Source organism: Curtobacterium sp. MCLR17_054, from assembly GCF_003234335.2.
Classification (GTDB): domain Bacteria; phylum Actinomycetota; class Actinomycetes; order Actinomycetales; family Microbacteriaceae; genus Curtobacterium; species Curtobacterium flaccumfaciens.
This window is the reverse complement of sequence record NZ_CP126263.1, coordinates 815,948-837,855: the sequence shown is the minus strand read 5'-3', so window position 1 is coordinate 837,855 and position 21,908 is coordinate 815,948. Positions and strand designations below refer to the sequence as shown.

The following is a 21,908-nucleotide window of genomic DNA, read 5'->3' as shown; positions in this document are numbered from 1 at the left end:
TATGGTCGGGACCATGCAGGACGAGCACGAGACCGGAACACTCCCCCACGTCCCGTTCACGGAAGAGGCGTCGGCGACCGCGACCGCCGCCGAACCCCGTCCGGCCTGGCGCGGCTGGATCCACCTCGGTGCGTTCCCGTTCGCGATCGCGATGGGGATCGTCCTGATCACCCTCGCCGACAGCACCGCGGCGAAGGTCGGCAGTGCCGTGTTCATGGCGACGTCGTTGGCGATGTTCGGTGTCTCCGCGACCTACCACCGGTTCCCGTGGGGGCCGAAGGTGAAGGCCGTGCTGAAGCGCATCGACCACACCAACATCCTGCTGCTCATCGCCGGCACCTACACACCCGTCGCGATCTGCGCCCTGCCGCACACGCTCATGGTCGTCGTGCTCTGGGTGATGTGGTCGGGTGCTGCGCTCGGCATCGCGTTCCGGGTGCTCTGGATCAACGCGCCCCGCTGGCTGTACGTCCCGATCTACCTGGTGCTCGGGTGCGCTGCCCTCGGGCTGCTGCCGCAGTTCTTCGCGGCGAGCGTCCCGATGACCGTGCTCATCCTGTCCGGCGGCGTCGCCTACATCATCGGCGCCCTGGTCTACGGCTTCAAGCGGCCCAACCCGGTGCCGACGCAGTTCGGGTTCCACGAGGTGTTCCACGCCCTGACCGTGGTGGCCTTCGGTGCGCAGTGGGTCGGCGTGCTCATCGTCGCGCTGGACCCGGTGCGCTGACCGTCGCACGTTCCTTCCCAGAACGCGTGCGATGCCTGGTGGTTCCGGGCGTACTCACCCGGAAGTTGCGACCAGGTACGCCCGATTCGACCAGGTACGCCCGGTTCCGGTAGACGCACGCACAAGGCGGACTGGAGGCCCGTGGCGATGCCGCCACGGGCCTCCCGTCCCTACCCGCTCGCGTCAGCCGCGCTCGGTGTCGTCGCCGACGTCGGCCCGGCCGTCCTCGGCCGCCCGCCGCTCCGGCTCGTCCGTCGCGGTGCCGTCGCCCGCGGTGCCGTTCGCCTCGGCCTCGAGCCGCTCACGCACCTCGGCGCGGTAGCGGGTCCGACGGATGCGTCGGGTCATGTCGACCACGAGCAGGATCGTCACGATCGCGACGAGTGCGATCGCGATGAACCCGACGACACCCGGGGTGACGTCGACGTCGGGGACGACCGAGGGGCTGGGGCTGGGAGTGGCGGCGAGTGCCGCCGCGATGGTGCTCACGAGGTCGGTTCCTTGTCGGCTGGGATCCCGGCGAACAGGTCGGTCTCCGGGAGCTCGGTCGGCACGCGTGCCTCCACGAGCTGGTAGTCCTCGGTCGGCCACACCGTCGCGAGGAGGTCGTTCGGCCAGTAGAAGAAGGCACTGTCCGGTGCGACCTGGCTGGCGTGCGCGCGGAGTGCGGCGTCACGCTGGTCGAAGTACTCGTGCACGTCGACGTGGGTGGTGGCGAGGTCGGGCCGGTCGGCGAACCGCTCGACCCACTCGCGCAGCTGCTCGATCGCGGGGCTGTCCGGGTCGCGCTCCTGCAGGGCTTCGAAGATCGTGCTGAAGCGGCGCGGGTTCATCGTGCGCTCGTAGTAGAGCTTCGCGATCGACCACGGGGCACCGGCGGACGGGTACGCCGACGGGTCGGCGGCGGCGGACCACGCGGCCATCGACACCTCGTGCGTGCGGATGTGGTCGGGGTGCGGGTAGCCGCCGTTCTCGTCGTAGGTGACGAGCACGTGCGGGCGGAACCGGCGGATCACGCGGACGAGGGCCTCGGTGCTGTACTCGAGCGGCACCGTGGAGAACGTGCCCGGCCGGACCGTCTCGCCCTTCTCGGCGTCGGGCAGCCCCGAGTCGTGGTAGCCGAGCCACACGTGGTCGATGCCGAGCGCCTGCTGCGCCGCGGCCATCTCGGTGCGGCGGTACCCGGCCATGTCACGGTGGGCACGGCTCGTGGCCGGCTCGCCGAGCTGGTCGTTCAGGATGTCGCCGGCCTCGCCACCGGTGCAGGACACGACGAGCACCTGGTGCCCGTCGGCCACGTACTTCGCGGCGGTCGCGGCACCCTTGCTCGACTCGTCGTCGGGGTGGGCGTGGACGGCCAGCAGACGGTAGGGCACGTGGGGTTCCTCACTGCGGGTGAGCGGCGTCGGACGCGGGCAGCGCACAGCATCGCGTGAACTACCCTGGGATCAGGATATCCACCCCGGGAGCCCCGAACTGTCCGAACAGCACCAGACCGCCACCCTCGACGAGCGCTACGGCCGCACCCCGGCCCGCAAGCGCCGCAGCCGCCTCTTCGCGATCGTCGCAGCCATCGCGGTCGTCGTGGTCTTCGGTGCATGGGTGATCTGGGCCGGGCTCGACCAGTCCGACCGTGGCCTCGACCAGGACGTCATCGGGTACGAGGTGCTGTCCGAGCACAGCACCGTCGTCCACTCGCAGGTCTCCGTCGACCCGGGCGTCGAGGCGAAGTGCGCCGTGCAGGTCCTCGACAAGAGCTACTCGATCGTGGGCTGGAAGGAGATCACCGTGCCGGCGTCCGAACAGCGCAGCCGGAGCATCTCCACACAGGTCACCACGACGACGCGGGGCGTGACCGGGTTGATCCACGACTGCTGGATTCCCTAGACTGTCCTGATTCGCCTCTCGAGACCGACCACTCGGCCGGTCTCGTTTTTTCATGGTCGAAGGGACAGAACATGAGCAACGACACGCAGGTCACCTGGCTGACCCAGGAGGCGCACGACCGTCTCAAGGCGGAGCTCGACGAGCTGAGCGGCGAGGGCCGTGCCGAGATCGCGCGCCGCATCGAGGCCGCTCGCGAAGAGGGCGACCTCAAGGAGAACGGCGGCTACCACGCCGCGAAGGACGAGCAGGGCAAGATCGAGGCCCGCATCCGCGTCCTCACCGAGCTCCTCAAGCACGCCACCGTCAGCGAAGCGGAGTTCGACGGCACCGTCGAGCCGGGCACCGTCGTCACGGCGGTCATCGCCGGCGACGAGTCCACCTTCCTGGTCGGCAGCCGCGAGATCGTCGCCGAGGGCTCCGACCTGACGGTCTACAGCCCGGTCAGCCCCGTCGGCGCGGCCATCGTCGGCCTCAAGGCCGGCGACAAGGCCATGTACACGGCGCCGAACGGCAAGGAGATCGCCGTCGAGGTCGTCAAGATCGAGCGCTACGAGCCGTAGACCCGGCCCACTGCAGACGGGAGGCCCGTGGCGACACCGCCACGGGCCTCCCGTCTGTCCGCTGGTCGCGCCCAGAGCGCGCGCCGCACTTCCGACAGTCCACACGTCGAACGACTCGTGGATCGTCGCGGACTAGTGCTCGAGCAGCTCCGGGCGGAAGCCGACCTCGTGCAGGCGCTGGATGACCTCCTGCGCGTGCTCGGGGCCGCGCGCCTCGATCGACAGGTCCAGCGCGACCTCGTTGATGACCAGACCCTGCCCGTGACGGGTGTGCAGCACCTCGACCACGTTCGCGCCGGCGTCCGAGATGACCTGAGCGACGCGGGCGAGCTGACCCGGGCGGTCCGGCAGCATGATGCGGATGCCGATGTAGCGCGAGGCCGCGACGAGCCCGCGGGTGATCACGCGTTCCATCATGAGCGGGTCGATGTTGCCGCCGCTCAGCAGCACCACGGTGCGGCCGGTGTCGCGGACGGCACCGGACATGATCGCGGCGACGCCGACGGCCCCCGCTGCCTCGACCACGAGCTTGGCGCGCTCGAGCAGGACGAGGAGTGCGCGGGCAGTGTCGTCGTCCGAGACGGTGACGATGTCGTCGACCAGGTCGCGGATGATCGGGAAGTTCAGGTCGCCGGGGCGCGCCACCGCGATGCCGTCGGAGATGGTCGGCTTCGTGGTGATGGTGACGGGCTCGCCGGCGGTGATCGACGACGGGTAGGCCGCAGCGTTCTCCGCCTGCACGCCGATGACCCGGATCGGCCGTCCGAGCCGCTCGGCCATGCCCTTCACCGCGAGTGCGATGCCGGAGATGACGCCGCCGCCACCGATCGGCACCACGACGGTGTCGACGTCGGGCACCTGGTCGATGATCTCGAGGCCGAGCGTGCCCTGCCCGGCGATCACGGCCGGGTGGTCGAACGGCGGGATGAACACGGCGCCGGTGTGGGCGGCGAAGTCCTTCGCGGCGCTGAGCGCCTCTTCCACGGAGTGGCCGCGCAGCACGACGTCGGCGCCGTAGTGGCGCGTGGCCTGCAGCTTGGGCAGGGCGACCCCGACCGGCGTGAAGATCGTCGCGGGGATGCCGAGTTCGCGGGCGGCGAGGGCGACACCCTGCGCGTGGTTGCCGGCGCTCGCGGCGACGACGCCCTTGGCGCGCTGCTCGGCGGACAGGGTCGAGAGCCGGTTGTAGGCACCGCGCACCTTGTAGGCACCGGTGCGCTGCAGGTTCTCGCACTTCAGGTGCACCGGCGACCCGAGCAGCTCGGCGAGGAACTGCGACGTCTCCATCGGGGTGACGCGTGCGACGCCCTTGATGGTCTCGCGCGCCGCCTCGATGTCCGCGAGGGTCGGGATCGCGGCGAGCGTGTGCGGGGAGGCGCTGGTGTCGGTCACTCCCCCATCATCGTCGTTCCGGGGCCCCGCGGCGAACTCGTGTGACGCTCAGTTGGTGCTGGCGGTGTCTTCTTCGGCCGAGGGACCCGAGTCGACGCCCGGCGCCGGGACGTCGTCCCCGACCTTGTGCCGACGTCGTCGGAGCAACTGGATCTGCCCGTGCTGCCCGCGCTTGGGCGTCGCTTCGAGGACGTGGTCGGAGTCGAGCCGTCGCCAGCGTCCGCTCGCGATGGTGGTGACCATGGCGTTCAGCGTCGCGATCAGCGGCACGGCGAAGAACGCTCCGGCGATGCCGGCGAGCCCGGAGGCCGCGGTGACCCCGAGGACGACCGCCAGCGGGTGGACCTTGACCGCGTTGCCCATGACGAGCGGCTGCAGGATGTGGCCCTCGATCTGCTGGACCAGCAGGACGACGCCGAGCACCAGGACCGCCGCGAGGGGACCGTTGAAGATCAGCGCGACGAACACCGCCAGGAAGCCCGTGACGATGGCACCGACGACCGGGATGAACGCACCGAGGAACACGAACGCGGCGATCGGGATCACCAGCGGCATGCCGCCGAAGAAGAGCCCGACGATGAAGGAGCCCAGGCCGATGCCGACCGCGTCGACGAAGGCGACGAAGATCTGCACGCGGATGAAGCTCGTCAGGGTGATCCAGCCGGCGACACCGGCGCCGTCCACCGCTGCGCGGGCCTTCTTCGGGAACAGCCGCACGGACCAGCGCCAGACGTTCTTGCCGTCGATCAGCAGGAAGATCGTGGTGAACAGGATGATGAAGAGCGCCTCGAAGGCGTGCGTCGCACCCGAACCCGCGCTGGCGACCCCGGACAGGATCGACGCGGAGTTGTCCTGCAGCCACTTCGTGCCGTCGTCGAGCCAGCCGTTGACGTCGGACTGGCTGATGCCGAACCCGGAGCTCAGGACGAAGTCCTTGATGTTCGCGTACTGGTCGACCGTCCGGTCACGCAGGGACGGGTAGGACGCGATGATCTGGTCGACGACGAGCCAGATCAGGCCACCGAGCGCCGCGATGCCGCCGAGCAGGCTCATCACGACGGCGAGCCACTTCGGCACGTGGTGCCGCTGCAGCCAGTTGGAGATCGGCACGAGGAGCGCCGAGACCACGATGCCGACCAGGAACGGGATGAGGATCTCGCTGAAGACCGTGACGAGCCAGATGAAGACGGCGATCACGCCCACGACGACGAGCGCCCGCCACGACCACGCGCCGGCGATGCGCACGCCGACCGGGACGGATTCCTCGACCACGGGGTCGGGGTGTGTCTGCTTGCTTCCCCATGCCATGGCCCGAGTGTATCGATGTGCTTCCCGTCAGGTGCCAGATACGGCATACGTTCGTGGACGCTCATGTCGGCGGGGTTCGGTAGCGTCGAGGCATGCCCAGGTCGACGCTCTCCGCCGCCGAGGCCCGCCGGGTCGCACTCGCCGCGCAGGGGTTCGGACGGCCACCCGCTGAGCCGGTCTCGACGCGCGCGCTGAACGCCGCGTTCGGCCGGCTCGGGCTGCTGCAGATCGATTCCGTCAACGTGTTCGAACGCAGCCACTACCTGCCGCTCTTCGCCCGGCTCGGGGCCTACGACCGGCCGACGCTCGACCGGCTGACGCTCGACCGGCTGACGCTCGGACGCTCGGGTCCGTACACCGAGTACTGGGCGCACGAGGCGGCGTTCATCCCCCGCGACGACCTGCGGCTGTTCCGGTGGCGGATGGACGCCCTGCGGGAACGGGACGCCGGCCCGACCCGGGTCGACGGCGTCACCCGGACCGCTGCCGTCCGGCGCGAACTGCACGCCCTGCTCCGGGCCGAGGGGCCGATGCGGGCGAGCGCGGTGGAGCACGAGTCGAACGTGCGACGCGGCCCCTGGTGGGGGTGGAGCGACGTGAAGCTCGGGCTCGAGCAGATGTTCCGCTGGGGCGAGGCGGTGAGTGCCGGACGAGCCGGGTTCGAGCGGGTGTACGCCCTGCCCGAGCAGGTGCTGCCCGCAGGCTTCCTCGAGACCGCCCCGCCGCGTGCCGACGCCGTGCTCGAGCTCGTGCGCCAGGCCACACGGGCGCTCGGCATCGGCACCCGAGCGGACATCGCGGACTACTACCGGCTGCGCTCCGACGACACGGCCACCGCGATCGCCGAGCTCACCGACGCCGGCGAGCTCCTGCCGGTGCGGGTCGAGGGCTGGGGCGAGCGCGCCTGGCTGCACGCGGGGGCTCGGGTCCCCCGGCAGCTGACGGCGGACGCGGTGCTGAGCCCCTTCGACCCGGTCGTCTGGTTCCGGCGACGGGCCGAGCGGATGTACGGCTTCCACTACCGTATCGAGATCTACACGCCGGCCCCGAAGCGGGTGTTCGGCTACTACGTGCTGCCGGTGCTGCAGGACGACCGGCTCGTCGGGCGGATCGACCTGAAGAGCGACCGGCAGCGCGGGGTGCTCCGCGTCCGGACCGCGTGGCAGGAACCCGGCGAGCACCTGGACCCCGAGCGGCTCGCCGACACACTGCGACGGACCGCGAGCTGGCAGGGCCTCGGCGCGATCGAGGTGACCGACCGAGGAACCGCTGCTGCGGCCGTCGCCGGGGCGCTCGGAGTGCCCCTGGTGCCGCACGAGTCCGCTGACGACGCGGACACCCCCGAACCGATCGAGACGGCCGACGACACGGCCGCCGACGGCATCGGCTGACCCGTCAGAACCGGTCGGCGTTCGCCCGCAGCCGCGCGATGCGGTCGGGCAGCGGCGGGTGCGTCGAGAACAGTCGGTCCATCACACCGGGGCGCATCGGGTCGGCGATCCACAGGTGCGCCATCGAGGAGTTCTGGGTCTGCATCGGTCGGCCGTAGGCACCGAGCTTCTCGAGGGCCCGGGCCAGGCCCTCCGGGTGCCGGGTCGTCATCGCCCCGGTCGCGTCGGCCAGGTACTCGCGCTGCCGGGACACCGCCGCCTGCACGCCTGCCGCGGCGATCGGGGCCACGATGACGGCGACGATCCCGGCGATGAGCAGCACCGGGTTGGCGCTGCCGCCGTTGTCCGAGTTGCGGTTCCGCCCGCCGGACAGACCGCTGAAGATCGAGATGCGGAGCAGGACGTCGGCGATGAGGCCGACGGCCACGACGAGACCGAAGACCATCGTGGACACCCGGATGTCGTAGTTCCGGACGTGTCCGAGCTCGTGTGCCATCACGCCCTGCAGCTCCTGGTCGTCCATGAGCTCGAGCAGCCCCGTCGTCGCCGCCACCACCGCGTGCTCCGGGTCACGTCCGGTCGCGAAGGCGTTCGGCGAGGGATCGGGGATGACGAACACCCGGGGCATCGGCATGCCGGTCGCGATGGCGAGGTTCTCGACGGTGCGCCACAGCCGTGGTTCGGAGGCACGGTCGACCTCGACCCCGCCGGCGATCGCGGTGGCCTGCCGTGCCGCCAGGAAGTACTGCAGCACCGCGTACGCGAGCGCGACCACGAGCACGATGAAGCCGATCGAGACGTTGCCGGCGAGGTACCCGCCGAGGAACCCGAGCGCGCCGATGATCAGCAGGAACACCAGGACGATGACCACGGTGTTGCGCTTGTTCCGCGCGATGGCGCTGTACACGTCGGATCCGACGCTGGGGTCAGAACTGGACGCGCGGCGGCTCGGCGATGGCCGCCGGCTCGTTCGTCTCGAAGAACGGGGCCTCGGAGAAACCGCGGTTCTTCGCGAACGTGGAGTTCGGGAACACCCGGATCTTCGTGTTCAGCTCGCGCACTCCGCCGTTGTAGAAGCGGCGGGCGGCCTGGATCTTGTCCTCGGTGTCGACGAGCTCGGACTGCAGCTGCAGGAAGTTCTGGCTCGACTGCAGCTGCGGGTACCCCTCGGCCACCGCGAACACGCTCTTGAGGGCCTTCTGCATGTGCCCCTCGGCGGTGGAGGCCGTGTCGGCGTCACCGGCGGACAGGGTCTCGGCGCGGGCCTTCGTCACGTCGTCGAAGACCGCCTTCTCGTGCGTGGCGTACCCCTTGACCGTGTCGACGATGGTGGGGATCAGGTCGGCGCGGCGCTTCAGCTGCACCGAGATGTCGCTCCAGGCCTCGTCGACCCGGACCTTGAGCGTGACGAGGGAGTTGTACGTCACCCAGAGGTAGATCCCGATGATCACCAGGACGACCACCACCACTCCGACGACGATGAGCGTCGTGACGAGTCCGGTGTCCATGCGGGCGTACTCCTTTGCGCGTCGGGATCCGCGGTGCTGCGTTGGCCTGAACGGCCATCGTGAAGTCTATCGACGCGCTGAGCATGCTCCGTTCCGTGAGCAGTGTTCACGGCCGATTCCCGAGTCACGCACACCGGGTTCCCGGACTGCGGCCCGATCCCGAACCTCATCCGCGAGGTGTATTGACCGGAGGCCGCCGATCCCGTGGGATGGGTCCGGTGAACACGAGCGGGGAGAAAGTGGACGAGAGGGCTGTCGGGGGCGACAGCCCTCGTCGTCGTCCCCGCTTCGCCCTGCTCGCAGCTGCGACGACGGTCCTCGTCGCCGCCCTCCTCGGGGCCGCAGCAGCCCCGGCCATCGCGGTCGCCGCGGACGGCACGTCGGTCGACGCTGCCGCTGCGGACGCCCCGGCAGCCCCCGCCGCCCGGGCAGGCGCCACCCCCACCGCCACCCCCGAGCCGAGCGAGATCGCTCCGCCGAGCCCCGGCCGGCCGGGCGCCCCGACGCCCACCCCCACGCGTCCGGCCGTTCGGCCCACCATCGCCGACCCGGGTGACGTCACGACGGGGACGACGCGCTTCCACGGCACCGGCACCCCCGGGCACACCGTCCGGGTGACCGGCCCGGCCGCGACGGGCTCGTCCGGGTGCACGACCCGGGTGGCCCCGAACGGTTCCTGGGCCTGCCTCGGCACCGTGCGCTCCGGCCCGCAACAGGTCTTCACGGTGCGCGACCTCGTCGCCGCGCTGCCCGTCGCGAGTGCACCGGCCTCGGACGTCATCGTCCCGCCGACCCTGGCGGCCGCCGGGCCCACCGGCGGCACGGTCTCCGGCACGGGGTACCCCGGATCGACGGTGCTGCTGTCGGTGTCCGGCTCCTCGGCCCAGCAGACCGCCCGGGTCGGTGCGGACGGTCGGTGGGTCGCCGCCCTCGGGTCGCTCGCCGACGGCCGGTTCACCGTCACCGCGTCGCAGACCGCCAGCACGGCGCGCGGCTACCGGTCGGACCTGCGGAGCGCGGCCTCCGCTCCCGTGACGATCACGGTCGACCGCACGGCGCCCGCTGCCCCGCGCATCACGACGCCGGACGACGGCCAACGGATCGGCACCCGCTCGACGACGGTGGCCGGGACCGGTGAGCCGGGCGCCCGCGTGACCGTGTACGTCGACCGTGCGCCGGTGTGCGGCGTGGTGGTCGCGTCGGACGCCTCGTGGTCGTGCTCCACCGCGGGGTCGACGCTGCGCGCCGGCGGGCACCAGGTCACCGCGACGCAGCACGACGTCGCCGGCAACTACTCCCGGTCGTCGACCGCCGTCCGGGTCACGGTGTGGTCCACCACCACGGCCCCGACCGCCACACCGACCCCGGGCGCCACGGACACCCCGGGGACGCCGGGCACGTCGACGCCGGGATCCGGCGCGACGACGGGCACCCCCGGCGCGACCGGCCACGGTGGAACCGGCACCGGCACCGGCACGAACGCCGCCGGCCACGGGGGCGACGGCGGCAACGGCAACGACGACGGCGGCGCAGCAGGCACCGCCAACGGCAACGGGTCCAACAACGGCGACGGCACCGGCACCGGCAGCACCCCGGCCGGCAACGGCAGCGCCGGAGGCCACCCCGACTGGTCCGGCCCCGCCGGCGACTGGACCGCGGCGACGACGTACGACCGCACCGTCCCGACCATCCAGGCCGCGTTCTCGTGGCGGACCGTCCTGGTCGCCACCGCCGTCGCCGCCGGGTTCCTCCTGCTGATCGCGGCGCCGCTCGCCCTCGTGGCCGCGGTCACCCGGGGTCGCCTCCGCTCGCCGTTCGCCGGGCTGCTCGGCCGCAACCGCTCGCGGTCGGACCGCGCACGCGGCGACGACGTCCTGCCGACCTGGGCGTCGATCACCATCGCGGTGTCCGTCGCAGCGCTGTGCACCCTGCTCGGGGTGGGCGTCGAGCTCGAGGCGCGGTACGCCCGTCTGGCGATCGCCGTCCTCGCCGGGACCGGGGTCCTGACCGCCGCCGTCGTGTTCGCCACGCGGTGGGCAGCCGGCAGCGACCACCGAACCATCGGGTTCCGGGTGTCGCCGTGGCTCGTGCTCGCAGCCCTCGTGGCGTGCGGCGTCACCCGCGCGGCGGACCTGTCCCCCGCACTCATCGTCGGGGTCGTCCTCGTGCCGTCCGTCCGCCCCGGACTGGGGACCGGACCGCTCCGCCTCGGTACGGGGATCGCCGCGAGCGCCCGGGGTGCGACCTGGCGGGTGCTGGCCCTCCTCGGACTCGCCGCGGCCGGCTGGGTGCTGCACAGCCTGCTCGCGGGCGGTGGTTTCTGGGTGTCGCTCGGGTCCGAGTTCGCCATCACGCTGTGCGTCGGCGGCCTCGGTGCCGTCGTCGCGACCCTGCTGCCCGTCGCGGGGTCCGCAGGCAGCGCGCTGCTCGCCGCCTCCCGCGGTCGGTACGTCGCGCTCGCAGTGGTCGCCGTCGCGCTGACCACCGCGGTCTACTCGGGGACGACCGGCACGCACGCCGCACCGGCCCTGCTCGTCGGCATCGCCGCGGCCTGCGTGGCGGCCGCGATCGCGGCCCTGGTCTGGCTGAGCACCGACCGGCGCGCGGCCCGCGTCTGACCCGCGCCGGGCCTCCAGAGCGGCGCACCGCACCGCCCCCGGGACAGAAGACGCACTTCCGGGCCGGTTCGCGGACAGCGGGCTAGTGTGACGATCGGTGCTGGTCGCACCGCACGGAGGACGCTCGCCGTCCCACACGGACGACCGACGCCGCACCGGACCAGCGGTGCAGCAGTGCCGCGCGACCGGTGCCCGCGCAGCATCGACGGTGTGCACCGCACGACCGCGGCAGGAGCGATGATGACCGACACCCGACCCGACCCGGGACCCCGCACCGACACCCGACGCGATCCGGAACCCCACGCCGACACCCGGTCCGACCCGGAACCCCACACCGACACCCGGTCCGACTACGACGCGACGCGCTTCCGCGAGGTGTTCGAGGGCAGCTTCACCTACGCGAACGGCTTCGCCCGCAACACCCACCGCTTCGCCGGCCGACCCGCGCTGCGCGAGCCGGAGACGGACCGCTCGTGGACCTACGCCGAGCTCGGCGACGCCGTCGACCGGGTCGCCGGGTGGCTCGTCCGGCACGGTGGCGGACGGGGTTCGGTCGTGATGGTCGAGCTGTTCAACACACCCGAGTTCGCGATGCTCTACCTGGCCTGTCACCGCATCGGCGCGGTGTTCTCGCCGACGAACTTCCGGCTCGCCCCGGACGAGGTCGCGTTCATCATCGAGGACTCCGCACCCGCTGTCCTGGTGCACGACACCGAGCGGACGAGTGCGATCGCCGCCGCGATCGAGTCCTCGCCGCACCGACCGGACCACGTCGTCCCGATCGGCGGCGACCACGACCGGTTCGTCGAGCTGCTCGCGTCCGATCCCGTCTCCCCCGAGGAACTCGCGGCGATCGGCCCGCGCAGCACCTACGACGAGTCCACCCGGCTCTACACCTCGGGCACCACCGGTCGGCCGAAGCCCGTCCCGCTGCCGAGCCTGGTCGAGGTGCTCAGCGCGCACGACGTGGTCATGCACTTCCCGCTCAGTCCGTTCGACAAGACGCTCAACATGTCGCCGCTGTTCCACCGCGGCGGCCTGTACTCCGGCGGCCCGAACCCGGTGTTCTACGTCGGCGCGGAACTCACGACGCTGCGACACTTCGACGCCGACCGCGTGCTCGACCTGGTGGAGTCCGAGCGACTGACGTTCCTGATCGGGGCCCCGCCGAACCTGGTGCAGCTCGCCGACGCGCAGGAACGCCGGGCGCGGGACCTGTCGAGCCTCAACGGCATCGTCACGATGGGCGCACCGCTCGACCGAGCCGCGGCGCTGCGGTACCAGGAGCTGCTGTCGCCGCGGATCTTCAACGGCTACGGCACCACCGAGACCTTCTGGAACACGTTCCTGCGCCCCGAGGACTTCCCGGACGGCGCCGGCTCCACCGGTCGCGCATCGACCGACGACGACGTCGCCGTCGTCCGCGTGCACGAGGACCGTCTGGCCGACCCGACCGACACGGTGGCGAAGGACGGCACCGAGATCGGCGAGTTCGCCGTCCGCACCGTGAAGTCCGGCTACTCGTACCGGAACCCCGGGCTCGAGGCGGAGAAGTTCGCGAACGGCTGGTTCTACCCGGGCGACCTCGCCACGTGGGACGAGCACGAGCGGGTCACGATCGTGGGCCGCAAGGATGACATGGTCATCTCCGGCGGCGAGAACGTGCACCCCGTCCAGGTCGAGGCGGTGCTGCAGGAGCACCCCGGGGTCGCCGACTCCATCGTGGTGGGCGTGCCGGACCCGCGGTGGGGCGAGGTCATCACGGCGTACGTCGTCCGTGCCGGCGACCGGCTGCCGGCCGACGACACCGAGGCAGCCGCCGCGCTCGAGGACTGGACGGGGTCCCACCCGGGCCTCGCCCGGTACAAGCGCCCGCGGCGGTACCGCTTCGTCCCGGACCTCCCCTACAACGCCACCGGCAAGAAGGTGCACTACCTGGCGAAGGACACGGCCGCGGCGGATGCGGCAGCCGGCCGGCTGATCGAGCCGTAGCGGGCCCGGTACCCGGCCGGTGACGGCCTGGAGGCCCGTGGCGGCGCCGCCACGGGCCTCCAGGCCGTCAGCTGGTCGCGTCCACCGCGCGCCGGGGCGCGTTGCGGGCGAAGAGGCCGGGCAGGAGCCCGCCGATCTTCGTCCCGATGCACAGGCTGACGAAGGTCGCGAGCGGGGTCGCGAGCGCCTCGGGATCGAAGGTGGCCACCGCCACCAGCCCAACCGTCCCCGGCACGAGCAGCAGGAACGCCGGGAAGAACGACACCGTCGCCGGGATCGCCGGCACGAGCCGCTCGAGCAACCGGGTCGCGACGAACAGCAGCGCCGCTGCGGCCCCGGTCGCGACGACGCTGCCCCAGAGCGGCGTCGTCGTGCTCACCACGGCGTAGGCGGTGACCATGACCGCCACCGACACGAGCGTCAGGCGCCACCCGGACCGGAACACCAGACCGAGCCCGACCGCGAGCACCACGACGGCCACCCACGACACCCAGTACGCGGGCACGGACTCCCAGCCGGCCAGGTCGGTGCCGACCCCCGCGACCTCGCCGACGAGCGCGGCCGACGACGGGTCGACGTGCAACCCGGTCAGGGCGCTGCCGGACGCGATGCCGGCGGCCATGAAGCCGAGCATGATGAGCCCCTGCACCAGGCGCGACGACCCGGTGACGATGTCCGCGGCGGTGAGTTCGAGCAACGCGTTGGTGATGAGCGCGCCGGGGACGAACACCGCCACCGGGGCGCAGACCGCGAAGAGCGGGACCTGCTCGAACCCGGTGCCCGCGGCGACCAGGCCGACGATCGCCGTCGACACGAACGCGGCCAGGAACGGGATGATCGCCACGGCTTCGCGGAAGCGCCGGAGGACCAGTCCGATCACGCCGACCAGGCCGCCGACGACGAGCGCCAGGACGATCGCCCACCAGGGGCAGCGGAAGACGACGGCCAGGCCGGCCGAGGTCAGGGCGTTGCCGAGGATCCACGGCAGGGCTGGCGGCGGGACGGTGCCGGCCCGGATGGCCCGGACGCGGGCGGGGATCTCGGCGAGGGCGATGGAGCCACTCTCGAGCCCGAGCACGACGCGGTTGGCGCGGGCGGCCTGGCGGGACGACAGTTCGACGCCCTCGGCGTTGACGATGGTGGCGGCGCCCGTCGAGACCTCGCTCACCATCACCAGGGCGGGCAGGACGCCGATCGCGAGCGTCGGTCCGACCCCGGCGGCGTCCCGGGCCTTCTCGAGCGCCGACCGGACGTCGGTGACGGAGCTGCCGGCGTCCAGGAGCAGGGCTCCGAGGGTGCCGAGGAGCATGCCGACCGGGACGCTCTCGCCGTCGACGACCTCGACGTGGGCCTCCGGTCGGCGGAGGGCGTTCTGCAGGTTGGCGAGTGCGCTTCCGAGTCCGACCACGATCGTCGATGCTACTGGGCGGCGAGCCGGTCGTGCAGTCGCGCCGTCTTCGCGGGAAGGCGACGGTCCGCGGGCCGGGAGGCACGTGGCGGGCCGGTCCCGCGCCTCCAGTCCGATGCCCAGGGCGACCCGATCCCACCGTCGAAGCGACAGATGGCAGGACCATCGCTCGGACTGTGCGGCCGGAGCGACAGAACGACGCGAACTGTTCGCAGAGTTCTGTCGCTTTCGCAGCGGCACGCGGCGGGCGCCGCGGCAGAGCCTCGGCGGTACCCCCGGTGGGACTCGAACCCACAACTCAGCGATTTTAAGTCGCGTGCCTCTACCGATTGGGCCACGGGGGCGGGCCGCAACAGCCTACCGATGCACGAAGGCGGCCACCCTTCACGGGTGACCGCCTTCGTGACGAGCGTTGCTACTTGGCGTCGGCCGGGGCCGTCACCGGCTCGGGGGCGTTGGAGACGTCCTTCGCGGGCTCGCCGTAGACGGGACCGGCGGCACCGGCGACCTTGCCCTCTTCCGGAGCCGGGGCCGCGGCGGGCGCGGCCGGAGCCTCGGCGGCGGGCTTCGGACGGGACGCGAACGCCTCGAACGCGGCACGCGGGGTCTCGCGGTCGTCGAGCGACACGATGTCGCGGCCCAGGAAGAAGCCACCGACCCAGTCGCCGATGACGCGCCACTTGCGCTCCCACGACGGCATGGCCAGGCCGTGGTAGCCGCGGTGGGCACCCCAGGCCAGGAAGCCCTTCATGGCGAACTTGCCGGACTGGAACACACCGGTGCCCAGGCCGAGACCCGCGACGGCGCCGAGGTTCTCGTGCTTGTAGTCGGTCGTCGCCTCGCCACGGATGGTCGCGACGACGTTCTTCGCGAGCTGCTTGGCCTGGCGCACGGCGTGCTGGGCGTTCGGCACGCAGAACCCGCCGACACCGCCACCGGTCAGGTCCGGCACGGCTGCGACGTCGCCGCAGGCCCATGCATCGGCGATCACGCCGTTGTCGTCCACCACGCGCAGGTCGGGCTGCACGCGGATGCGGCCACGCTGCTCGAGCGGGAAGTCGGTGCCCTTGACCATCGGGTTCGCCATGACTCCGGCGGTCCAGATGATGAGGTCGGACGGGATGGTCTCGATCGCGCCGTCGCTCGTCTTGAGCTCGCAGACGCCACCCACGGCCGAGGCCAGCTGGGTCTCGAGGTGCACGGTCGCGCCACGCTCGGCGAGGTTCTTGAGCACCCAGTGCGAGGTCTCGAGCGAGACCTCGGGCATGATGCGGCCCATCGCCTCGACCAGGTGGAAGTGCGTGTCGTCGAAGGACAGCTGCGGGTGGCTCTTCAGCAGGTCGGTGACGAAGGAGCGGAGCTCGGCGAACACCTCGATGCCGGCGAAGCCACCACCGACGACGACGACGGTGAGCAGGCGGTCGCGCTCGGGACCGGCCGGCAGGTTCGCCGCCTTGTGGAAGTTGCTGAGGATGCGGTCACGGATCGACGCGGCTTCCTCGATGTTCTTCAGGCCGATGGCCTCGTCCGCGACGCCCGGGATCGGGAACGTTCGGGACACCGCGCCGGCGGTCATGACGATCTGGTCGTAGGACTCCTCCCACGCCTCGCCCTCGGTCGGGGTGATCGTCGCCGTCTTGGTGGCGTGGTCGACCTTGGTGACCTTCGCCGTGACGACGCGGGTCTTCTTGAGGTGACGACGGTGCGCGACGACCGCGTGACGCGGCTCGATGGAACCGGCGGCGACCTCGGGCAGGAACGGCTGGTACGTCATGTACGGCAGCGGGTCCACCATGACGACCTCGGCTTCGCCCTGGCGAAGGTGCTTCTCGAGCTTCCATGCGGTGTAGAAACCGGCGTAACCGCCGCCGACGACGAGGATCTTGGGCACGGGGGATGATCTCCTTGGATGGGGGTGTGCGGGAGTCGGGTCAGACTTCGCCGCCACCCGCCCCGACTCCAGCGTCTGCACCGTCATCATACGCCCGGCACTCACACCGGGAGGGCGACCAGTCCGCGCGCTCGAGCGCGAGGTCGCCGATGGGGTTGACGCCGGGTCCGGCGGCGAGGGCGTGGCCGACGAGGGCGTGCAGGCACTTCACGCGGGTGGGCATGCCACCGGCGCTGATGCCGTCGATCTCGTCGACGTGTTCGATCGACTCGCGATCGGCCAGGTAGGACTCGTGGGCCGCGCGGTACTGCGCGGCGACTTCGGGGTCCTCGAGCAGGGCTGCCAGCTCGGGCATCACCTGGTTGGCCTCGAGGGTGCTGACCGCAGCGGTGGCCGCGGGGTGGCACAGGTAGTAGAACGTCGGGAACGGGGTGCCGTTCGACAGCCGGGGCTTCGTGGAGACGACGGTGGGGTTGCCACAGACGCAGCGTGCCGCGATCCCGATGACGTCACGTGCCGGTCGGCCGAGCTGCGCCGACACGACCTGGACGTCGCGGTCGGAGGGCGGGTCGAAGGGAGGGGTCGTCACGGGAACGTGAGCCTACCGGAGAAGCGGAACCCCTCGCACCGTCGGGCCGGACGGCTCCGCGCCCTGCGGTCCGGACTACTTGCTGTCGCCCGTGCCGGAGACGTCGGGGGCGACGAGGTCGGCGGCACGCTCGTCCGTCAGTCCGGACTGCAGCACCGACGAGAGCATCGCCTGCACCCAGTCGACCTTGGGCGTCTGCACCTTCGCACTCACGGGGGTGCCCGAGTCGGTGGTCGGGGTCTTCTCGGCCCGCTTGTCCTCGGTGCCCATCACGAGGTAGCTCTCCTCGCCCGGGTACACGTAGAGCAGTCGGTCGCGGGCCTGCGCCTCGATGTACGCCGGGTCGTCCCAGCGTGCGACGTCCTGCTTCTTCTGCGTGACGTCGGCCTTCTGGCTCGCGACCTCCTGCTGCTGCTGGGCGATCTGCTCCTGCTGCTGGATGAGCGTCCGGAGCGACGGCGCGAGCACCACCACGAACAGCACGATGATCGCGAGCATGAGCAGGCTGAACCCGGAGAAGTGGATCGAGCGGTACCAGGGCTGCGCGGGTGTGCTGCCGTCAGGCATCGCCACGGGGACGCGGCGGACGCGGGGCTTCTGGCTGGGCACGGTCCGACGATAACCCGGCACGGTCGGTCGGGCCGCCCGGCACGCGGCCGTTCGGCGCCCTCTCAGCGTCTCGCGTCGTGACGTCGAGGCAGCCGGGAGGCACGGCTCCGGCCCGCCCCCTCCGTCCCGCACCCGGAGTGGTCACCACACACCGCCAGACGCACGTCCGGTGGTCACGTCCTGTCGGCCGGGCCCGGACCAGCCGACGACTCGCGACCACTCGACGCAGCGCGCGCGGCACGTCCTGACCGCTCGGCACCTCGGGACCGCACACACGACGAGACGCCGCCCTCCTGGAGGAGGACGGCGTCTCGGTGGTGCGGGTACTGCTGAGCGGCTGGCTACAGCGACGCGGCGCGCGGGAAGGCCGAGCGACCGGCGTACACCGCGGCGTCGCCGAGTTCTTCCTCGATGCGGAGCAGCTGGTTGTACTTCGCGACGCGGTCCGAGCGGGCCGGGGCGCCGGTCTTGATCTGACCACCGTCGACCGCGACCGCGATGTCGGCGATCGTGGTGTCCTCGGTCTCGCCGGAGCGGTGCGACAGGATCGAGGTCAGGCCGTGACGGTGCGCGAGCGAGACCGCGTCGAGCGTCTCGGTGAGCGTGCCGATCTGGTTGACCTTGACGAGGATCGAGTTCGCGGCCTTCTCGTCGATGCCCCGCTGCAGACGCTTCGGGTTGGTGACGAACAGGTCGTCCCCGACGATCTGGACCTTGTCGCCGAGCTCGGCGGTCAGGTGCGACCAGCCCTCCCAGTCATCCTCGGCCAGCGGGTCCTCGATGGTGACGAGGGGGTAGTTCGCGACGAGCTCGGCGAAGTAGGAGGTGAACTCCTGGCTCGAGAGCTGCTTGCCCTCGAACTGGTACTTGCCGTCCGAGAAGAACTCGGTGGACGCGACGTCGAGGCCGACGGCGATGTCCTTGCCGGGCGTGTAGCCGGCCTTCTCGATCGCGGTGAGCAGGAAGTCGAGCGCAGCGCGGTTCGACGCGAGCTCCGGCGCGAAGCCGCCCTCGTCGCCGAGGCCGGTGGCCAGGCCCTGCTTCTTCAGCTCGCCCTTGAGGGCGTGGTAGGTCTCGACGCCCCAGCGGAGTGCCTCGGAGAAGGACTCGGCGCCGTAGGGCACCAGGAAGAACTCCTGGATGTCGACGTTGGTGTCCGCGTGGGCACCACCGTTGACGACGTTCATCAGCGGGACGGGCAGCGTGTGCGCGTTCGGGCCGCCGAGGTAGCGGAAGAGCGGCAGGTCGACCGAGTCGGCTGCGGCACGGGCCACGGCGAGCGAGGCGCCGAGGATCGCGTTCGCGCCGAGGCGGGACTTGTTCTCGGTGCCGTCGAGCTCGATGAGCGCGGCGTCGACGAGGCGCTGGTCGGTGGCGTCGAAGCCCTCGAGCGCCGGGCCGATCTCGTCGAGGACGGCGTCGACGGCCTTGAGGACGCCCTTGCCGCCGTAACGCGAGGCGTCGCCGTCGCGCAGCTCGTACGCCTCGAACGCGCCGGTGGATGCACCGGACGGGACGAGCGCGCGGGACACGACGCCGTCGTCGAGGAGGACCTCGACCTCGACCGTCGGGTTGCCTCGGGAATCGAGGACTTCGCGTGCGCCTACGGCATCGATCAGGGCCACGGGGTACTCCCTACACATTGGTTGTGGTGATTGCGGTGTCGATCCTAGCGAGCGGAGGTGAACACGACGTCGGCCGTGACGCCCCGCTGTGGATGAGTCCGTGCTGGAACGAGGACTGGGTGCTCAGTCGAGCGGGCGGAACTCGACGCCCTCGAGCGACGCGGTGTCCGCGGAGACGGTCGCGAACGCCGTGAAGCCCTGGGCAGCGAGGCCGGCGAGCAGGTTCTTGGTGTTCTTCGTGCGGCGCTCGAGCCGGACGCGTCGGTGGGACGCCAGCGCCTCGGTCTTCAGCGCGGCGAGCCGGACCGGATCGACGTCCTTGTCGTACACGAGCACGACGGCGTCGGCCTCGGCGGACTCCGGGAGGGTCACGAGGTCGACGAGCCGCTCGAACCCGAGCGAGAACCCGACCGCGGGGACGTCCTGCCCGAGGAACCGGCCGATCATGCCGTCGTACCGGCCGCCGCCACCGAGGCTGTAGCCGAAGTCGGGGTGCGCGACCTCGAAGATCGTGCCCGTGTAGTAGCCCATGCCGCGCACGAGCGTCGGGTCGAAGCGCAGGTCCACCCCGGGCAGCGCCTCGCGCAGGCGGAGCAGGTCGGCGAAGGCCTCGGCGTCGAGCCACGGCGCCCCCTCGACCGACGTCCAGTCGGCGGCCTCGAGCGCGCGGATGGTGTCCTCGAGCCCGGGCAGGTCGGCACCCACGGTGCTGCGGAGCTCCGCCGCGACGCCGTCCGCACCGATCTTGTCGAGCTTGTCGATCGTGATGAGCGCGCGGTCCGCGGCGGCCGGCTCGGTGATCCCCCACGACGCGAGGAGCGCGAGCAGGATCCGGCGGTCGTTGATCCGGATCGTCGTGCCGCGGACCCCGAGGGCGTCGAGGGCCGCGGTCGTCGCGCGGATGAGCTCGATTTCGGCGAGCTGCCCGGGCTCCCCCAGGATGTCGATGTCGCACTGCACGAACTGGCGGTAGCGACCCTTCTGCGGGCGCTCGGCACGCCAGACCGGCGCGATCTGCACGGACCGGAACACCGACGGCAGCTCCGCACGGTGCGAGGCGTAGAACCGGGCCAGCGGGACCGTCAGGTCGAACCGGAGACCGAGGTCGGCGAGGTCCAGCGGCGCTTCGGCAGCCTGCAGGTCCTCGGTGGTCAGCCCGCGCTTCATCACCGCGAACGCCAGCTTCTCGTTGTCACCGCCGAGCCCGGAGTGCAGCCGCGCAGCGTCCTCCACCACCGGGGTCTCGATCTCGTCGAAACCGTGCCGCGAGTAGACGTCCCGCACGACACCGAGCACGTGCTCGCGCCGGGCCTTGTCCGCCGGGAGGAAGTCACGCATGCCACGGGGTGCCGTCACGGTCGTTGCCATGCGGTCAATTCTGGCAGACGGGCGTCTCCGGCTTGCGCGCCTGCCGACCCACTGGCATACTGCATGCAGAACCTCGGTCCGGATCGTGCCTGATCCACGCTCCGGACCGATTCGCGGGGCGACGTGCTGCAGTGCGTCCCGCGGTTCGAGCGGGCTTCCCTGTCGGCCCCTCTCCCTGGTGGAGCCGACGCCCGCTCACGGGCGCCCTCTCTTTTTCGGGTTGGGAGGGCGCCCGTTCTCCCGCGCGGGGATCACTCCACGGCGCGACCGGCTTCCTCGAGCGCAGACACCGCGGCCCGCAGACTCGCGACCGGGTCCACCCCGCGTCCCGCCGCAGCCGCGACCTCCCCGAGCACCGCTCGCCCCCACCCGGCGTCGACCATGCTGACCCCGTCGTCCGCAGCGGGCGCGGCGGACGCACCACGGGCCTCCGGGCCGACGCCGGAACCGGCCCCGACGACGGACGCGACGACCGCGTCGGCGTCCCCACGTTCCTCCAGGCGTTCCAGCAGCTTCACCGCGCGCTCCAGCGGCGGCATCGCCCGCGGCACCCCGTCGAACGCACTCCGCCGACTCGCCTTCTCGGCCGCCTTGGCCGCACGCCAGACCCGCACGACGTCCTCGACGGTGTCCGCCGTCTCGTCGCCGAACACGTGCGGGTGCCGCCTGGTCATCTTGTCCCGGGCCCCGGCGGCGACGTCCTCGAGGGTGAAGTCCCCCGCGCGGGCAGCGATCCCCGCGTGCAGGACCACCTGGTAGAGCAGGTCGCCGAGTTCCTCGCGGACGTCGTCCGGGTCGCCGTCGTCGATCGCGTCGACGAGTTCGTACGACTCCTCGACGGCGTAACGGGCGAGCGAGGCGTGGGTCTGCGCCCGGTTCCAGACGCACCCGCCGTCCTCGGCGAGCAGGCGGTCGACGACGGTCACGAGGTCCGGTACGGCGGTCATCACGTCATCGTGCCACCCGCGTAGAATGGTCGTGGTGTGTCGGGAAGTCTGGTCGACGGACACTCACCCGACCCCTCGAGACGGAGAT

General features: G+C 71.6%; 19 protein-coding genes and 1 tRNA gene. 6 read left to right on the top strand and 14 right to left on the bottom strand.

Going from position 1 to position 21,908, the window contains the following annotated elements:
- Positions 1-13 precede the first annotated feature (13 nt).
- Positions 14-727, top strand: coding sequence for a PAQR family membrane homeostasis protein TrhA (gene trhA, locus DEJ08_RS04075; protein WP_071406128.1), 714 nt, complete (start codon positions 14-16; stop codon positions 725-727).
- A 183-nt stretch (positions 728-910) separates the two neighbouring features.
- Here the strand turns inward: trhA and DEJ08_RS04070 are convergent, their stop codons facing one another.
- A complete protein-coding gene (locus DEJ08_RS04070; protein ID WP_017886736.1) occupies positions 911-1,216 on the bottom strand; it encodes a hypothetical protein in 306 nt (101 codons plus the stop codon).
- Positions 1,213-2,103, bottom strand: coding sequence for a mycothiol conjugate amidase Mca (gene mca / locus DEJ08_RS04065; protein WP_027464504.1), 891 nt, complete (start codon positions 2,101-2,103; stop codon positions 1,213-1,215). Before mca ends, DEJ08_RS04070 begins: the two co-directional genes overlap by 4 nt.
- Before the next feature lie 19 nt (positions 2,104-2,122).
- Here mca and DEJ08_RS04060 point away from each other — a divergent pair, with 19 nt between their 5' ends.
- Both DEJ08_RS04060 and greA read left to right on the top strand, forming a co-directional pair.
- On the top strand, positions 2,123-2,614 hold the full coding sequence (locus DEJ08_RS04060; RefSeq protein ID WP_017886738.1) for a DUF4307 domain-containing protein: 492 nt from the start codon (positions 2,123-2,125) through the stop codon (positions 2,612-2,614).
- 71 nt (positions 2,615-2,685) lie between these two features.
- On the top strand, positions 2,686-3,174 hold the full coding sequence (gene greA, locus DEJ08_RS04055; RefSeq protein ID WP_111055643.1) for a transcription elongation factor GreA: 489 nt from the start codon (positions 2,686-2,688) through the stop codon (positions 3,172-3,174).
- A 132-nt stretch (positions 3,175-3,306) separates the two neighbouring features.
- On the opposite strand, the gene ilvA is transcribed toward greA, so the two are convergent.
- Entirely contained in the window at positions 3,307-4,566 is a 1,260-nt protein-coding gene (ilvA, locus tag DEJ08_RS04050; protein ID WP_071406124.1) for a threonine ammonia-lyase, read from the bottom strand.
- Positions 4,567-4,614: 48 nt separating this feature from the next.
- On the bottom strand, positions 4,615-5,874 hold the full coding sequence (locus DEJ08_RS04045; protein ID WP_051596497.1) for an AI-2E family transporter: 1,260 nt from the start codon (positions 5,872-5,874) through the stop codon (positions 4,615-4,617).
- A gap of 92 nt (positions 5,875-5,966) precedes the next feature.
- On the opposite strand from DEJ08_RS04045, the gene DEJ08_RS04040 reads away from it, so the two are divergent.
- Complete coding sequence (locus tag DEJ08_RS04040; protein WP_111055642.1) at positions 5,967-7,265, top strand: winged helix-turn-helix domain-containing protein; 1,299 nt, start codon at positions 5,967-5,969, stop codon at positions 7,263-7,265.
- Between the two features lie 4 nt (positions 7,266-7,269).
- Here DEJ08_RS04040 and DEJ08_RS04035 read toward each other — a convergent pair whose 3' ends face one another.
- Complete coding sequence (locus DEJ08_RS04035; protein ID WP_111055641.1) at positions 7,270-8,172, bottom strand: M48 family metalloprotease; 903 nt, start codon at positions 8,170-8,172, stop codon at positions 7,270-7,272.
- A 19-nt stretch (positions 8,173-8,191) separates the two neighbouring features.
- Positions 8,192-8,773: a LemA family protein gene (locus tag DEJ08_RS04030; RefSeq protein ID WP_027464499.1), complete on the bottom strand. Its 582-nt coding sequence runs from the start codon at positions 8,771-8,773 to the stop codon at positions 8,192-8,194.
- Positions 8,774-9,012: 239 nt separating this feature from the next.
- Here DEJ08_RS04030 and DEJ08_RS04025 point away from each other — a divergent pair, with 239 nt between their 5' ends.
- Positions 9,013-11,391, top strand: coding sequence for an Ig-like domain-containing protein (locus tag DEJ08_RS04025; protein WP_284180503.1), 2,379 nt, complete (start codon positions 9,013-9,015; stop codon positions 11,389-11,391).
- 240 nt (positions 11,392-11,631) lie between these two features.
- Complete coding sequence (locus DEJ08_RS04020) at positions 11,632-13,383, top strand: class I adenylate-forming enzyme family protein (protein WP_111054939.1); 1,752 nt, start codon at positions 11,632-11,634, stop codon at positions 13,381-13,383.
- 67 nt (positions 13,384-13,450) lie between these two features.
- Here the strand turns inward: DEJ08_RS04020 and DEJ08_RS04015 are convergent, their stop codons facing one another.
- The 8 genes from DEJ08_RS04015 to DEJ08_RS03980 form a co-directional block, all read right to left on the bottom strand.
- A complete protein-coding gene (locus tag DEJ08_RS04015; RefSeq protein WP_027464496.1) occupies positions 13,451-14,791 on the bottom strand; it encodes a threonine/serine exporter family protein in 1,341 nt (446 codons plus the stop codon).
- A gap of 270 nt (positions 14,792-15,061) precedes the next feature.
- A tRNA-Leu gene (locus DEJ08_RS04010) sits at positions 15,062-15,135 on the bottom strand.
- A gap of 71 nt (positions 15,136-15,206) precedes the next feature.
- A complete protein-coding gene (locus tag DEJ08_RS04005; RefSeq protein WP_111054894.1) occupies positions 15,207-16,682 on the bottom strand; it encodes an NAD(P)/FAD-dependent oxidoreductase in 1,476 nt (491 codons plus the stop codon).
- A 40-nt stretch (positions 16,683-16,722) separates the two neighbouring features.
- Positions 16,723-17,271 carry a DUF501 domain-containing protein gene (locus tag DEJ08_RS04000; RefSeq protein ID WP_071406119.1) on the bottom strand — a complete coding sequence of 183 codons (549 nt, stop codon included), beginning with the start codon at positions 17,269-17,271 and terminating at the stop codon, positions 16,723-16,725.
- A gap of 75 nt (positions 17,272-17,346) precedes the next feature.
- Entirely contained in the window at positions 17,347-17,880 is a 534-nt protein-coding gene (locus DEJ08_RS03995; RefSeq protein ID WP_111029598.1) for an FtsB family cell division protein, read from the bottom strand.
- Positions 17,881-18,221: 341 nt separating this feature from the next.
- Positions 18,222-19,505, bottom strand: a complete 1,284-nt coding sequence (eno, locus tag DEJ08_RS03990; RefSeq protein WP_027464494.1) for a phosphopyruvate hydratase — start codon at positions 19,503-19,505, stop codon at positions 18,222-18,224.
- Between the two features lie 123 nt (positions 19,506-19,628).
- Positions 19,629-20,873: a histidine--tRNA ligase gene (gene hisS / locus DEJ08_RS03985; RefSeq protein ID WP_110865050.1), complete on the bottom strand. Its 1,245-nt coding sequence runs from the start codon at positions 20,871-20,873 to the stop codon at positions 19,629-19,631.
- Positions 20,874-21,124: 251 nt separating this feature from the next.
- Positions 21,125-21,820, bottom strand: coding sequence for a MazG family protein (locus DEJ08_RS03980; RefSeq protein ID WP_111054895.1), 696 nt, complete (start codon positions 21,818-21,820; stop codon positions 21,125-21,127).
- Positions 21,821-21,908 lie beyond the last annotated feature (88 nt).